General features: G+C 66.4%; 13 protein-coding genes. 3 read left to right on the plus strand and 10 right to left on the minus strand.

Annotation, left to right across the window (positions count from 1 at the left end):
- The first annotated feature begins 231 nt into the window (after positions 1-231).
- A complete protein-coding gene (locus tag ACP15H_RS18485; RefSeq protein WP_425067619.1) occupies positions 232-594 on the plus strand; it encodes a hypothetical protein in 363 nt (120 codons plus the stop codon).
- A gap of 36 nt (positions 595-630) precedes the next feature.
- Here ACP15H_RS18485 and panE read toward each other — a convergent pair whose 3' ends face one another.
- Both panE and budA read right to left on the minus strand, forming a co-directional pair.
- Positions 631-1,563, minus strand: a complete 933-nt coding sequence (panE, locus tag ACP15H_RS18490) for a 2-dehydropantoate 2-reductase (protein WP_425067620.1) — start codon at positions 1,561-1,563, stop codon at positions 631-633.
- Between the two features lie 81 nt (positions 1,564-1,644).
- Positions 1,645-2,481, minus strand: coding sequence for an acetolactate decarboxylase (budA, locus tag ACP15H_RS18495; protein WP_425067621.1), 837 nt, complete (start codon positions 2,479-2,481; stop codon positions 1,645-1,647).
- Between the two features lie 89 nt (positions 2,482-2,570).
- Between budA and alsS the strand changes: the two genes are divergently transcribed.
- Entirely contained in the window at positions 2,571-4,229 is a 1,659-nt protein-coding gene (gene alsS / locus ACP15H_RS18500) for an acetolactate synthase AlsS (RefSeq protein ID WP_425067622.1), read from the plus strand.
- Positions 4,230-4,254: 25 nt separating this feature from the next.
- On the opposite strand, the gene ACP15H_RS18505 is transcribed toward alsS, so the two are convergent.
- Genes ACP15H_RS18505 through ACP15H_RS18520 form a run of 4 tightly spaced genes read right to left on the minus strand, consistent with a single transcriptional unit; the run spans position 4,255 to position 8,335 of the window.
- Positions 4,255-4,764, minus strand: coding sequence for a DUF1772 domain-containing protein (locus tag ACP15H_RS18505; RefSeq protein WP_425067623.1), 510 nt, complete (start codon positions 4,762-4,764; stop codon positions 4,255-4,257).
- Positions 4,765-4,803: 39 nt separating this feature from the next.
- Positions 4,804-5,982, minus strand: a complete 1,179-nt coding sequence (locus ACP15H_RS18510) for a 3-hydroxybenzoate 6-monooxygenase (RefSeq protein WP_425067624.1) — start codon at positions 5,980-5,982, stop codon at positions 4,804-4,806.
- A complete protein-coding gene (locus ACP15H_RS18515) occupies positions 5,969-7,183 on the minus strand; it encodes a CoA transferase (protein ID WP_425067625.1) in 1,215 nt (404 codons plus the stop codon). Before ACP15H_RS18515 ends, ACP15H_RS18510 begins: the two co-directional genes overlap by 14 nt.
- A 30-nt stretch (positions 7,184-7,213) precedes the next feature.
- On the minus strand, positions 7,214-8,335 hold the full coding sequence (locus tag ACP15H_RS18520) for an NADH:flavin oxidoreductase/NADH oxidase (RefSeq protein ID WP_425067626.1): 1,122 nt from the start codon (positions 8,333-8,335) through the stop codon (positions 7,214-7,216).
- A 79-nt stretch (positions 8,336-8,414) separates the two neighbouring features.
- On the opposite strand from ACP15H_RS18520, the gene ACP15H_RS18525 reads away from it, so the two are divergent.
- Positions 8,415-10,124: an N-acyl-D-amino-acid deacylase family protein gene (locus ACP15H_RS18525; protein WP_425067627.1), complete on the plus strand. Its 1,710-nt coding sequence runs from the start codon at positions 8,415-8,417 to the stop codon at positions 10,122-10,124.
- A 670-nt stretch (positions 10,125-10,794) separates the two neighbouring features.
- Here ACP15H_RS18525 and urtE read toward each other — a convergent pair.
- The 4 genes from urtE to urtB are packed head-to-tail and all read right to left on the minus strand — an operon-like array spanning position 10,795 to position 14,991.
- Entirely contained in the window at positions 10,795-11,490 is a 696-nt protein-coding gene (urtE, locus tag ACP15H_RS18530; RefSeq protein WP_425069927.1) for an urea ABC transporter ATP-binding subunit UrtE, read from the minus strand.
- A gap of 2 nt (positions 11,491-11,492) precedes the next feature.
- Positions 11,493-12,263 carry an urea ABC transporter ATP-binding protein UrtD gene (gene urtD / locus ACP15H_RS18535; RefSeq protein ID WP_425067628.1) on the minus strand — a complete coding sequence of 257 codons (771 nt, stop codon included), beginning with the start codon at positions 12,261-12,263 and terminating at the stop codon, positions 11,493-11,495.
- Positions 12,260-13,378, minus strand: coding sequence for an urea ABC transporter permease subunit UrtC (gene urtC / locus ACP15H_RS18540; RefSeq protein ID WP_425067629.1), 1,119 nt, complete (start codon positions 13,376-13,378; stop codon positions 12,260-12,262). The genes urtD and urtC overlap by 4 nt, the downstream gene beginning before the upstream one ends.
- Positions 13,378-14,991 (minus strand): urea ABC transporter permease subunit UrtB, encoded by a 1,614-nt coding sequence (gene urtB / locus ACP15H_RS18545; protein ID WP_425067630.1) that lies wholly within the window; start codon positions 14,989-14,991, stop codon positions 13,378-13,380. The genes urtC and urtB overlap by 1 nt, the downstream gene beginning before the upstream one ends.
- Positions 14,992-15,045 lie beyond the last annotated feature (54 nt).

Consider the following 15,045-nt stretch of genomic DNA (forward strand, 5'->3'; position numbering starts at 1 on the left):
GTTGGACACTCCCGCGCGCAACCTGTACGAAGTCTATACCATCGCCCACCAAACGGTCGGCCTGCGATGGCTGAGAGATGCGTGTGCTCCCGCCCCTACCGAGGCGACGCGCATCTGGGCCGGCCCGAGTTGCCGCCCCCGTTCATGAGTTTCCTCGTTCTGTCGATCGCCGGCTGCGCAATTCCGCGCGCGCCGGCTGGCGGGGGCTGCATGGCCCCGGAAAGACTTCCCATGGAAATGCCAAAGAACATCTCCACCCTGTTCTGGACTGCCGTCGGCGGCGCCGTGCTCTGCGCGGTCGTCGGCTTCACCTGGGGCGGTTGGGTCACCGGCGGAACGGCGCGCAAGGACTCCGCGGCGGCGGCCCACGACGCTGTTGTCATCGCCCTCGCGCCGATCTGCGTCGACCGCTTCAAGCGACAGGACGACGCCGCGACGAAGATCACCGAACTCAGCAAGGCCAGCACCTGGGACCGCGGTAACGTGATCGCCAAGAGCGGTTTCGCCACGATGCCGGGCGCAAAGGATGCCGATTCCGACGTGGCGCGCGCCTGCGCCGAGATCCTGGCCAACCCGCCGACGCCGAAGACCTGACCGGAAAGGCGCCGGTCTCGCGGACCGGCGTCGCTTTTATGACTTGCTTTGCATTCGCGCGCGGCGAGCCTCATAGGCCTTGAGGTGGGCGTAGGCGAGCCGCAGCACGGGGAAACCGTCGCCCGTGCCGCTGCGCTTCAGCAGGTCGCCCAACATGTGATCCGCTTCGATCGGCCGGCCGCCTTCGACGTCGCGCAGCATCGACGCGGTGAACGGCGAGCCCGCTGTCGTGAGCATGGCTTTGCCGCGCTGTACGGAAGCCGGCCGTGGCGCGAAGCCCTGTGACGCGGCGATCGACGAAATCTCATCGAACAGGGCCAGCGTGCGATCAGCCGCTCCCGCCGCCACGATGTCCCCTACCGCGGCGCGCATCAGGCAGGTGATGCCCGCGGCCGTGGAAATGAACACCCACTTCTCCCACATCTCCTGAAGGATGGTCTCGCTCGCGCCTCCGTGGACCTGGGCGGCGGCGAACGCCTCCGCGATCGCATCGATGCGCGCGGTCCGCGGACCGAAGCGCTCGCCGAAGGAGATCGTGCCGCCATCGTTCAGGTGCAGCACCCGCCCCTCGGGATCGAGAACCAGCGAGATCGCGCACTGACCGCCCAGCACGGCATGCTTACCGAAGCGACCCACCAGCGAATCGAGATGGCTCATCCCGTTCAGCAGCGGCAGGATCGCCGTGTCCGGTCCGACGGCCGGCGCAAACGAATCCATCGCATTGTCGAGATCGAAGGCCTTGCAGCTCAGCAGGATGAGGTCGTAGGGCCCGGCCAACCTGTCGGCCGTAAGTGTTGGCGGCGCCGGAAGATCGAGATCGCCCAGCTTGCTCTTCACCACCAGGCCGGTCCTGGCGAGCTGTGCCGCCCGGCCCGGCCGCACCAGAAAGGTGACGTCGCGCCCCGCCGCCAGCAGCCGGGCGCCGAAATAGCCGCCGATCGCGCCGGCGCCAACCACCAGAATACGCATGTCCAGATTCCTCAGGCTTCGATGCGCCTGACCTTAGTGAAGGCGGGATCGGGCTTCGCGCGACGATTCCTTGGTGTTGGCCTAGCGATCTTTTGCCATCTCGGCCTTTTCCAGCGCGGCCGCCGGATCCTGCGTCAGGTCGGCGTGCAGGAATTCCCGTGTCTCGGGAATCGCGAGGTGCAGATTGTCGAGGTCGTGGACCTGGACGTCGAGCGACGCGGCCTTCGCACCCAGCACGTGACCGCCGCTCTTGCGATCGTCGGTGAGGAAATGCAGATGCCATCCCGCCACGCCGATCGTTCGCGAGTAGGCGGGCGTCCAGAAGCCCAGCATCGTGCCCCTGACGTCCTTCTGGCGGAACTCGGCCTGGGCATCGGTCGCCTTGTCGAGATGCACCCCCGCTTCGACCTTGCAGGCGACACGCCAGTAGACCTCGTCGAAATGGCCATCGAGGCGCACCGCGAAGAAGAGGTTGTCCGACCGTCGCAATCCGTCGAGCGCGGCGATGAGCGACGACATGGACTCGATATTCTCGATCTTGCCGCGATGCTGCGGATGGAAGTTCGTGAGCGTCGCGAACGGCACGGACGCGTTGTCCGACGGCAAGGTGATGCGGCCGTCGGCGTGGGCCTGATAGAAATTGCCGTCGAGGACGACCATCTCGCCATCCAGCCCCTCGAAGGTGCCGAGGCCGAAGTCTCCGTGCGGCCTGAGACCGCCCACGGTGACGGCCTTGTTGTAGACGCCCTGGACCAGCGCCCCGGTGGTCGAGACCTGGAACAGGGTCGCGTGATCGAGGCCCAGCGCTTCGGACAGCGCCCGGGACACGAAATGGCGCAACGGTTCACCGGTCTTCTCGCAGTGCGCCACAAGCGCATCCATGAGCGATTGATACACTTCGGTCGTCAGCCTCGGCATTGCGCCATCCTTCCATCGCGGGCGACAAGGACTGCCCGGACAGGCATGATCGCCCGGACACGGCCAGGAATCGAGAGCGGAGCAACACGATGAGCGACCCGAAGAACGGCGCACACCTGCTGGTGCGTAATCTGGAGGCCCAGGGCGTTGAATACATATTCGGCATCCCCGGCGCCAAGATCGACCCGGTTTTCGATGCCCTGGTCGACTCGAAGATCAAGCTCGTCGTCTGCCGGCACGAGCAGAACGCGACCTTCATCGCGGGCGGGCTGGGCCGCCTGACCGGCAAGGCCGGCGTCGTGCTCGTGACCTCGGGTCCCGGCGTTTCCAACCTGGCCACCGGTCTGGCCACCGCCAATACCGAAGGCGACCCCGTCGTGGCGCTGGGCGGTGCCGTGCCGATCGCCGACCGGTTGAAGCAGTCACATCAGAGCATGGACACGGTCGCACTGCTGCGCCCCATCACCAAGTATGCGGCCGAGATCGATTCGCCCTCGGCGATCTCCGAAGCGACCGCCGCCGCCTTTCGCGCCGCCGAATCAGGCCGGCCGGGCACGGCCTTTCTCGGCCTGCCCAAGGACGTCATGAAGGCGCCCGCTCCCGGCCCCGTGCTCACCCCCGCGACCAACCCGGCGCTCGGCGCGGCCAACACCCAAGCGATCGCCGCCGCCGCGGCCATGATCGACGCGGCAGAACGGCCGGTGATGCTGCTCGGCATGCTGGCGAGCCAGGGGGCCGTCTCCGAGGCGGTGCGGGCGCTGCTCTCGCGCACGCGGCTGGCCGTGGCCGGCACCTATCAGGCCGCGGGCGTGGTGCCGCGCGACCGGCTCGACTGTTTCGGCGGACGGGTCGGGCTGTTCCACAACCAGCCCGCCGACCGCCTGCTCGACGAGGCGGACGTCGTCATCACCGTGGGCTTCGATCCGGTGGAATACGACCCCGCGCTCTGGAACGCCGGCCGCAAGCGCAAGCTGATCCATATCGACTTCATCCCGGCGGACTACGACCAGCACTACCGCCCGGACATCGAACTGATGGGCGACAGCGCCGCCACCCTGCGTGCCCTGTCCGCGCTGTTGCCGCCGAAGGATCGACCGACGCAGACGGCGCTGCTGGCGGAGATCCAGCGAGAGCGCGCCACGGTGGCCGCCGAGGCGGCCAAGCGTACCGGCGCCCCGGTCCACCCGCTGCGGCTGGTGTATGAGCTGCAGAAGCTGATCGACGAGGATGTGACGCTCTGCTCCGACATGGGCTCCTTCCATATCTGGATGGCCCGGCATCTCATCAGCCACCGGCCGCGGCAGATCATGATCAGCAACGGCCAGCAGACCCTGGGGGTCGCCCTCCCCTGGGGCATCGCCGCCTGCCTGGCGGAGCCCGGTCGAAAGGTGATCTCCATCTCCGGCGACGGCGGCTTCCTGTTTTCAGCCGTCGAGCTCGAGACGGCGGTCCGCCTCAAGTGCAACTTCGTGCACGTCGTCTGGATCGACGGCAGCTACAACATGGTCGGCATCCAGCAGGTCGCCGCCTACGGTCGCGATTCAGGCGTGCATTTCGGCCCCGTGGACCTGGTGAAGTTCGCCGAGGCGATGGGCGCGCAGGGCCTGATGATCAAGGACGCCGACGATGTCGGCCCGACGCTCCGGAAGGCAATGGCGATGGAAGGCCCCGTGCTGGTCGGCGTGCACGTCGACTATCGCGACAATCCGAGCCTGATGGCCGCGATGCACGAGGACGTCATCATCTGACGTCCTCGTCGCTCACGATCCGCGATCAGCGCAGACCGTACGACCGGCGGCCGGCCGACGTCAGGTCGACCGCCCAGGCACCGAGCAGGCAGAGGAAGGCCAGGATCGCGCCGAGAGTGCGGATGTGGTTCCACAGCGCCCACGGCACGGAGAAGTCCTTCCAGTAGCTCGCGGCATTGGCGTCGGCGCCGGCCACGGTGGCGAGCGTCTCGTTCAGCGGCACATTGACCTGCAAGGTGACACCGATCACCGCGGCGGCATGGATCAGTGCGGCGAGGCCCGCGAGGCGCGCGGCGCTGCGATGACCGGCCGAGCGGGCGCCCAGCGCGGCCAGCAGCGGCAGGATCAGAGCACCGAAGAAGACGATGGCGAAGATCGGGCCGCGCACGGTGGTGTTCATGCCGTGCATGGCGTTGACGGCCGAGGCGGCACCGCCGAGATCGAGGCCCGGCATGATGATGGTCGAGAAGGAATAGAAGATGCCCGCGCTCAGCGCGGTGCACAGCAAGGCGAGGACGAAGAAGACGTGGCGCATCCCTGAAACTCCGCTGACCCACCCTACGAAGCTGCAGCCCTAGCCGAGGCCGTTGCCGCCGTAAAGCCACTCGAGCGTGTCGAGCCACTGGTCCTGGGTCCGTGCGCCCATGATGGCGTTGCGCAAGGCCGCATGCGGGCCGGCCGGATGATAGACATGATCGCCCATCTCGCGGGACATCAGCTGTGTTCTTGCGGTGCGCAGGACACGGCGGTCACGATAGGTGACGAGACCGGTCTCGACGGAATCGCTGCGGGACAGCGAATCCGCGAGGCACACGGCATCCTCCATCGCCATGCAGCCTCCCTGTGACATGTACTGCAGCATGGGGTGTGCAGCGTCGCCCAGCAGCGCCACCCGCCCGTCGACCCAGCGGTCGACCGGGTCACGGTCACAGAGAACCCACAGGTGCCAGTTCTGGCCACGACGTATGATGGTCTGCGCCCGTTCGCAGACATGCAGGAAGCCCTCGCGCACCTCTTCCGTGTCCGCCGGCTTGCCGGCGACCGGCTCGGGGGCATGGTTGTGATAGGTCACGACCAGGTTGAACAGCTTCCAGCCCGACAGCGGATAGTGGACGATGTGGCACTTCGGGCCCGCCCAAAGGGTGGCGGCGTTCCAGCGCAGATCCTCGGGCATCTGATCGGTCGGAATCACCGAACGGTAGGTCGTGTGTCCCGACACGCGCGGCGGACCGTCATCGGTCACCTGCGCACGCACGTTCGACCACAGCCCATCGGCTCCGATCAGGGCGCGCCCCGTGACCGTCTCGCCGTTGCGGAGCCGGGCGACGACTGAGCTGCCATCCTGATCGTATCCGGTGACCTCGGCGCTGGTGCGCAGCGCAATCAGCGGATGATCCTGGCAGCCTTTCAGCAGCACGCCATGAAGATCGCCGCGATGGACGACGGCGTAGGGATTGCCAAAACGTGCGCGGAACCTGTCGCCGAGATCGATATGGCAGATCTCGCCGTCGGCCAGCGCATCCATCAGCCGCAGCTGGTCGATATAGACCGCCATGCCGCGCGCGGCCTCGCCGACCCCGAGCCGGTCGAAACAGTGGAAGGCGTTGGGCCCGAGCTGGATGCCGGCTCCGATCTCGCCGAGGCGGCTCGCTTTCTCCAGCACCAGCGAGGCGATGCCCTTCTGGGCGAGCGCCAGCGCTGTCGCCAGTCCACCGATTCCGCCGCCGGCGATGAGAATCCTATCGGGGGCCACCAATGACCTTGTCATCATGCAACCGGGCGATCTCGTGGCCGGCCAGGCCGAGGATACCGGAAAGGATCTCGTCCGTATGCTGGCCGAGGACCGGCGCCGGCTGCGGCGGCTGGCGCGGCACGGCGCCGAACTGCATCGGCGAGGCCGCGACCGGATAGCGGCCGATGCCGGGCTGATCGAGGATGGTGAACATCGGATTATCGAGCACGTTCACCTTGTCGGCCGCGAGCTCGCGGAACGTCTGGTAGGGCGCCCAGAGGGCGCCGGCCTTCTTCAGGGCTGCCGAGACATCCGCCGCATCGTGGGCCGCGACCCACGGCTCGATCACGGCAATGAGCTGCTGGCGCGCGTCCCATCGGCCGGCATCGCTCTTGAGATCGACGCCGGTCTCGACCTCGATCTTCCGGAAGGCATCCGTGAAGCCACCGGCCGCCGCCAATGCGTCGACATGGCGGTCCGAGAAGATGCAGATCATCACGAAGCCGCCGTCCTTCGTGCGGAAGTCGCGGCCGAACGTGCCGAAGATCTCGTTGCCGAAGCGCGGCCGGTCGACGTCGTTCACGACCGCTTCGCCGATGTAGCCCAGCGCCGACGTGGTCGCGAGCGCCATGTCCTGCAGCGGCAACACGATCTTCTGCCCCTGCCCCGTCATGCGGCGATGGCGCTCGGCGGCCAGAAGCGAGAGCGCGCCGGCATAGGCGGCGGCGAGATCCCAGGGTGGGCAGACCGCGTTCACCGGTCCTTCATGGCCGACCGTACCGGTGACCATCGGGAAGCCGGTAATGGCGTTCACCGTGTAATCGACATGGGCCGAACCGTCGCGCGCACCGATGATGTTCAGCGCAATCAGGTCGGCGCGCTTCTTCGCCAGCTCCTCGTAGGCGAGCCAGCCGCGCGCCGGCATATTGGTGGTGAAGATGCCCGCGCCCTCACCCGGCGCTGTGATCAGCGCCGTGAGCAGCTCGCGGCCGCGTGGATTGCGCAGATCGACGGCGATCGAGCGTTTGCCCTTGTTGAGGCCGGCCCAGTAGATGGAGCGGCCCTCTTGCGTGACCGGCCAGCGCTCATTGTCGAGACCGCCCTTGATGTCGTCGAAGCGGATCACGTCGGCGCCCATCTGGGCGAGCGTCATGCCGCCCAGCGGCGCAGCGATGAATGCCGAGCCTTCGACGATGCGAAGGCCCGCAAGAATGCCTGTCATGAACGTTTCCCGTATCTATTGATTATCTTGTTACTTGCGCCCGAGCGTGTGCTCGCGCTTCTCAAGCCACCAGCCATATTCCGGCGTCCACAGCTCGAAGTCGGGATCGCAGCCCAGCGCCTGCGCGGCGTGCAACGCCCAGAACGGCTCGTAGAGCGCCTGACGGCCGATCGCGATCAGGTCGGCGTCGCCGGCCTGCAGGATCGCCTCGGCCTGCGGCCCGTCGAGGATCAGGCCGACCGCCATCGTGGCGATGCCCGCCTGCTTCTTCACGGCCGAAGCGAACGGCACCTGGAAGCCGAGACCGCGCTTCACGCCGGCCGCGGTTGCGGCGCCGGCAATGCCGCCAGAGGAACAGTCGATCACGTCGACGCCGATCGCCTTCAGCTCCTGCGCGAAGGCCACCGTGTCGTCGACGTCCCAGCCGCCACCGCCATCGACGGCGGAGACGCGCACGAACAGCGGCTTGTTCTCCGGCCATGCCTGGCGCACGGCGCGCGCCACGTCGAGCGGGAAGCGCATGCGGCCGGCGCGGTCGCCACCATACTGATCGTTGCGCGTGTTGCTGATCGGCGAGAGGAACTGCGCCAGCAGGTAGCCGTGCGCACCGTGCACCTCGAGCACGTCATAGCCCGCCGCATCGGCCCGCTTCGCCGCAGCCGCGAACTTCTGCACCAGCTCCTCGATCTCGGCGACCGACAGGGCTCGCGGCTTCAGCCAGCCCTCCGCCGCCGCAAGCTCGGTCGGGCCGACCACTTCCCATTTCTTCCAGCCGGCGCCTTCCGGTCCAAACTGGCCGCGCTTGTCGAAGGTGCGCGGCGTCGAGCCCTTGCGACCCGAATGGGTGATCTGGGTCGCCGACAGCACGCCCTCGCCGCGGATGAAATCGGTCAGTCGCTTGTGGCTCGCGATCTGTCCGTCGTCCCACAGGCCGAGATCGCCCTGCGTGACACGGCCCCGCGGTTCCACGGCGCAATTCTCGGTAAAGACGGTGCCGAACCTGCCCAGCGCGAACTTGCCGAGATGGACGAGGTGAAAGTCGTTCACCAGCCCGTCCGTCGCGCGGAACTGGACCATGGGGGAAACGACGCAGCGATTGGGTGCGGTGACGCCGCGCATCTTGAGCGGCGTGAAGAGAAGCGGTTTCTGCAAAGGTCGGTCCCCCGGACGGGATGGCTTACGGAAAGCCCAACATAGACCGGGGCGACCCTCAGGGCCTATCCTCCCCGCCATGTTTGACCTCGTCATCCGAAACGGAACCGTGATCGACGGCTCGGGCGCCCCGCGCCGAATCGCCGATGTTGCAGTGCAAGGTGATCGCGTCGTCGCCGTTGGTCCCAAGCTGGGACAGGGCAAGCGCGAGATCGACGCCGACGGGCTGATCGTCGCCCCAGGCTTCGTCGACATCCACACCCACTACGATGGACAGGCGACGTGGGACCCGTTCGTCACGCCGTCCTCCTGGCATGGCGTCACGACGACGGTGTTCGGCAATTGCGGCGTCGGCTTCGCGCCGGTGCGGCCCGGCGCCTCGGGTTACCTCATCAACCTGATGGAAGGCGTCGAGGACATTCCCGGCACCGTCCTCAGCGAGGGCGTGAAGTTCAACTGGGAATCCTTTCCCGATTATCTCGATGCGCTGGCCTCGATGGATCGCGCGGTCGACGTGGCCGCACAGCTGCCGCATGGCGCGCTGCGCTTCTACGTGATGGGCGATCGCGGTGCCGAGCATGCCGAGGTGCCGACCGAACGCGAGATCGAGGAGATGGCCCGTCTCACCGAGGAAGCGCTGCACGCGGGCGCCATGGGCTTCACCACCTCGCGCACCACCAAGCACAAGGCCCGTGACGGCCGCTTCACGCCCACGCTGAGTGCTCGCGAAGCCGAGTTGCTGGGCATTGCCCAGGGCATGAAGCGCGCCGGTCGCGGCGTGCTGCAGGTCAATTCCGACTTCGGGCCGGGCGAGTTCGAAGCGCTGGACGCGGCCGCGAAGCTGGCCGGCCGTCCGCTCTCCTGCCTGCTGGTGCAGGTCGATGCGCAGCCCAGGCTGTGGCGCGAGACGCTCGACCAGATCAACGCCGTGCGCCGCAGCGGCCGCATGGCCAACGCGCAGGTCGGCTCCCGGCCGATCGGCGTCATCATGGGCCTCGAGACGACGGCGCATCCGTTCGCGGGTCATCGCGCCTGGCTCGACATGCGCAAGCTGTCGCCCGAGGAGCGCTACCAGCGCCTCGCCACCGACGCCGACCTGCGCAAGGCGCTCACCGAGACGCAGCAGGAGCCCAACCCACGCGCCTTCATGGCCGAAGCCTTCGACCGGATGTTCCCGATCGGCGAGCGGCCCGACTACGAGCCCCAAGCCAAGGATTCGATCGCGGCCATCGCGCAGCGCACGGGACGCACGCCGCAGGCGGTGGCGCTCGAGGAGATGATGTCACGCGGCGGCAAGGGCCTGCTGATGTTGCCCTTCGAGAACTATGCCTATGGCAGCCTCGACGTGGTGCACGAGATGATCACCGATCCCGCATCGGTCCTGGGCATCGCCGACGGCGGCGCCCATGTCGGCGTCATCTGCGACGCCTCCTCGCCGACCTCGCTGCTGACCCTGTGGGGCCGCGACCGCACGCGCGGACCGAAGCTCGACCTCGAGTTCCTGATCGCCAAGCAGACGCGCGGCACGGCCGAGGCCTACGGGCTGATGGACCGCGGCCTGCTGGCGCCGGGCCACAAGGCCGACATCAACGTGATCGACTTCGACGCCCTGACCTTGAAGCGCCCCGAGGTTGCCTACGACCTGCCGACCGGCGGCCGCCGCCTCATTCAGCGCGCCTCGGGCTACCGGCACACGTTCAATGCCGGCGTCGAGACGCTGCAGAACGACGAGCTGACGGGTGAGCGTTCCGGCCGGCTGGTGCGGGGCGCGCAGACGCCACTTTTTTAGGTCTGTCAGTCAAAGGGCCCACTGAATATTTCTATTTATAGTTGCATTGGCCGCGCAATTTATTTACCAATGCAAGAATGCGAACACCGAATGGCTTACTCATTAGCTCTCGATCGACTCGGCTACGGCGTCTGATCGCATCAGGCTACTTCCCGGCAGAGCTACCACCTCCATTTTCTACCCAACAGTACGCTCAACACGCGGCTGCTTTGGTAGAAGAATGGGACAGAGCGGAGCTACGCCGATTTATTACACGCCCCGAACTTCTTAGTGTACCGAGGGCGCGACGGGTTCGACGCCAAGTCTCGATAGTCAACCCAGTCAATCAACTGCATCTGGTTGATTTGATCGCAGAGAACTGGACCTCAATAAGAGGCCGATTGGAAAGATCGGAGATCAGTGAGTTCCATCCACTGATTCAACTGGAGCCTGACAGGCGGGCAATCGCAGGTATCAACTTTGGACGGGTTCAACGCCGTAAGATTGCAATCCTTGCGAGATATGGAAGATATGTCCAAACAGACATCGTCAGATTCTTTCCGTCGCTGCCCACGCATAAGCTTCTCAGCATTACGGACTTCATATCAGGCATGACTGATTCCTACTTGGTTGAGACCTACCGACAAGTGCGTGGCGGTAAAATGCCCTGACACCCGGAAGGGAGGCGTGCCTAAACAGTCATGTGCTTGCGCACGGCCTCGACGTCGAAGGTTTCGCGGGTGCCCGAGAGAACGACCTCGCCGCGATCCATGACCGCGAAGTCGTCGGCGAGTTCATGGGCGAAGTCGAGATACTGTTCGACCAGCACGATCGCCATGTCGCCGCGCTGGCGCAGGTAGACGATGGCGCGGCCGATATCCTTGATGACCGAGGGCTGGATGCCTTCGGTCGGCTCGTCGAGGAGCAGGAGCTTGGGCCGCATGGTGAGGGCGCGGCCGATCGCCAGCTGCTGCTGCTGGCCGCCCGAGAGATCGCCGCCGCGGCGCTTCAGCATCGACTGCAGCACCGGAAAGAGTTCGAACACCTCGTCCGGCACCTTCTTGTGCTCGCGGCCGACCGGCGCGAAGCCGGTCTCGAGATTCTCCTTCACCGTCAGCAGCGGGAAGATCTCGCGGCCCTGCGGCACCAGCGCCACGCCGCGGCGGGCGCGTTCGTAGGGCGGCAGTTTCGAGACTTCCTGGCCATCGACCTGGATGGTTCCCGAGGCAATGGACTGCATGCCGGAGATGGCACGCAGCAGGCTGGTCTTGCCGACGCCGTTGCGTCCGAGCAGGCAGGTGACGCGACCGATCGTGGCCGTCAGCGACACGCCGCGCAGCGCCTGGGCGGCGCCGTAGTAGAGATTGACGTTCTGGGCTGAAAGCATCGTCATCGTCCGAGGTACACTTCGACAACGCGCGGGTCGGCGCTCACCTGGTCGAGCGAACCCTCGGCCAGGGTCGAGCCCTCGTGCAGCACAGTCACCTTGACGCCCAGCGCGCGCACGAAGCTCATGTCGTGCTCGACCACGACGACCGAATGCGACTTGTTGACCTCGCGCAGCACCTGCGCGGTGGTCTCGGTCTCGACGTCGGTCATGCCCGCGACCGGCTCGTCGACCAGCATCAGCTTGGGATTCTGCGCCAGAAGCATGCCGATCTCGAGCCACTGCTTCTGGCCGTGGCTCAACCGGGCGCCCAGCATGTGCTGCTGCGGCCCCATGCGGATGATCGACAGAATCTCCTCAAGCCGGTCGTTCTCGGCCTTGCTGGGCGCCGCCATGAGCAACTGGTACCAGCCCCGCATGCCGGCCAGCGCCAGCAGGAGATTGTCGCGCACCGTATGGTTCTCGAACACGGTGGGCTTCTGGAATTTGCGGCCGATGCCGAGGGTGGCGATGCTGGCCTCGTCGAGCTTGGTGAGGTCGGCCCTGCCGTCGAACACCACCTCGCCCGAATCGGGGCGGGTCTTGCCGGTGATCACGTCCATCATGGTGGTCTTGCCGGCGCCATTGGGCCCGATGATCGCCCGCATCTCACCCGGCTCGATCAGCAGGGAGAGATTGTTCAGCGCCTTGAAGCCGTCGAACGAGACGCTGACGCCGCTGAGATAGAGAAGCGCCGACGTGGAGCGCGCGTGAGTGATGCCAGGGGCCTTCATGCCGCAGCCCTCGCCTGCCGCTCGCGCGATCGATTCCGGAACTGGTTCCACAGGCCGACGACGCCCTTGGGCAGCAGCAGCGTCACGACGATGAACAGGGCGCCGAGCGCGAACAGCCAGACCTCCGGCAGCGCGCCGGTGAGCCAGGTCTTGCCGAAATTCACGATGAAGGCGCCGATCACCGGCCCGATCAGCGTGCCCCGCCCGCCGACCGCGACCCACAGCACCGCCTCGATCGAATTGCCGGGCGAGAACTCACCGGGATTGATGATGCCGACCTGCGGCACGTAGAGCGCGCCGGCGATGCCCGCCATTGCCGCCGACAGCACGAAGACGAACAGTTTGTAACGCTCGACCCGGTAGCCCAGGAACCGCATCCGGCTTTCGGCATCGCGTACCGCGGTCAGAGCCTTGCCGAAGCGCGAGCCGACAACGGCGGCCGAGATCACCAGGAAGATCGCCAGCGCGAGGGCAGAGACAAAGCACAGCACGGCGCGCGTCGTGTCTGACTGGACCGAGTAGCCGAGGATGTCCTTGAAGTCGGTCAGGCCGTTATTGCCGCCCAGCCCCATGTCGTTGCGGAAGAAGGCCAGCAGCAGGGCGAAGGTCATCGCCTGGGTGATGATGGACAGATAGACGCCGGTGACTCGGCTGCGGAAGGCGAACCAGCCCAGCGCCAGAGCGAGCAGGCTCGGCACAAGGACGATCATCGGTGCGGCAAACCAGAAACTGTCGAAGCCGTGCCAGAACCAGGGCAGTTCCTTGTAGTTCAGGAACACCATGAAATCCGGCAGGAGAGGATTGCCATACACGCCGCGCGTACCGATCTGGCGCATCAGGTACATGCCCATGCAGTAGCCCCCGAGCGCGAAGAAGGCAGCATGGCCGAGCGTGAGGATGCCACAGAAGCCCCAGACCAGATCGACGGCCAGCGCCAGCGAGGCATAGCAGAGATACTTGCCGACGAGCTGCACCGCCCAGGACGGCATGCGAAAGGCGCTGTCGACCGGCAGCAGCAGGTTCGACAGCGGCACGAGGATGCCGACCGCCAGAACCAGCAGGACGAAGAGGCGCAGGTTACGGGTCATGCCCTGCCAGAGGAACCGTGTGACCATTATTCGACCGAACGTCCCTTCAGCGCGAACAGCCCGCGCGGCCGGCGCTGGATGAACAGGATGATGAACACCAGCACCAGGATCTTGCCCAGCACCGCGCCGGCGTAGGGTTCGAGGAACTTGTTCACGACGCCCAGCGTCAACGCTCCGATCAAGGTGCCGAACAGGTTGCCGACGCCGCCGAACACCACGACCATGAAGGAGTCGATGATGTAGCCCTGACCCAGGTTGGGGCTGACATTGTCGATCTGGCTCAACGCCACGCCCGCCAGGCCCGCGATGCCGGAGCCGAGACCGAAGGTCAGCGCGTCGACCCGCGGCGTGCGGATGCCCACGGCCGACGCCATCGGGCGGTTCTGTGTGACGGCACGCATGTAGAGGCCGAGCGGCGTCTTGCGCAGCAACAGGATCAGCGAGGCGAACACGATCAGGGCGAACACCACGATCCAGAGTCGCCCATAGGTGATGTTGAGCTGGCCGATTTGGAAGGCCCCCGACATCCACGACGGCGCCCCGACCTCCCGGTTGGACGAGCCGAAGATCGAGCGCACCGCCTGCTGCAGCACGAGCGACAGTCCCCAGGTCGCGAGCAGCGTGTCGAGCGGACGGCCATAGAGGAAGCGGATGATGGTGCGTTCGATCAGGATGCCGATGGCACCCGAGACGAGGAAGGCGAGCGGCAGCGCGATCACCAGCGAGACGTCGAACAGATGCGGCGCCGACGTGCGGATGACCTCCTGGACGACGAAGGTCGTGTAGGCGCCCAGCATGACCATCTCGCCATGCGCCATGTTGATCACGCCCATGGTGCCGAAGGTGATGGCGAGCCCGATGGCGGCCAGCAGCAGCACGGAGCCGAGAGAGATGCCGTACCAGACGTTCTGCGCCATCTGCCAGGCGGCCAGCGTCTGCTCGATCGAATCGGCCGCCGCCGTGGCAGCCGTCTTGACCTCGCCGTCGGAGGTGGCAGCGACGGTCTTGAGAATGCCGAGAGAATCGCGGTCGGCACGATCACGGACCACGCCGATCGCGGCGAGCTTCTGGGCCGCCGGCGAATCAGGGGTCGCGAGCACGATGGCGGCACGCGCCTCGCTCATAGCGCGCTTGATGCCGGGATCCTTTTCGGTGGCCAGTGCCTGGTCGAGGGCCGCCAGAGCCGTGGCATCGCGGCGCTTGAAGAGCGCGTCGGCGGCGTTGAGCCGGACCTTGGCGTTGGGGCTCATCAGGGTGAGCGAACCGACAGCGGCTTCGATCGTGCCGCGCAGGCGGTTGTTGACCCTCACGCGTTCCAGGTCGGCCTCGACGGCACTGCCGGCCGGCTTGCCGGAGATCGCTTCGCTCAGCGCCAGCTTGTTGCCGTCGGGCTTGCCGATGACCACGAGCTTGTCGGAATTTCGGATATAGAGCTGCCCGGCCCCGAGGGCTTCGAGGATCGGCGCGGCGCGTTCGTCGCCCGACGTCGCCAGCGCAGTGATCGCCGCCTCGCGCTCGCTCAAACCGCCGGAGGTGAGATTCCCGACAAGGACCGTGAGGTCGGCCGCGAGGGCCGCTCCGGCCAGTGCCAGCGACGCCAGCACGGAGAGCAGGACCGAGAACGGTCGATGAAGAAGCATGTGCTGTGACTTAACCCCGGGAGATGGAAACGGGGCGACCAACAAAGTCGCCCC

The organism is Reyranella sp. (genome assembly GCF_965249915.1).
Classification (GTDB): Bacteria; Pseudomonadota; Alphaproteobacteria; order Reyranellales; family Reyranellaceae; genus Reyranella.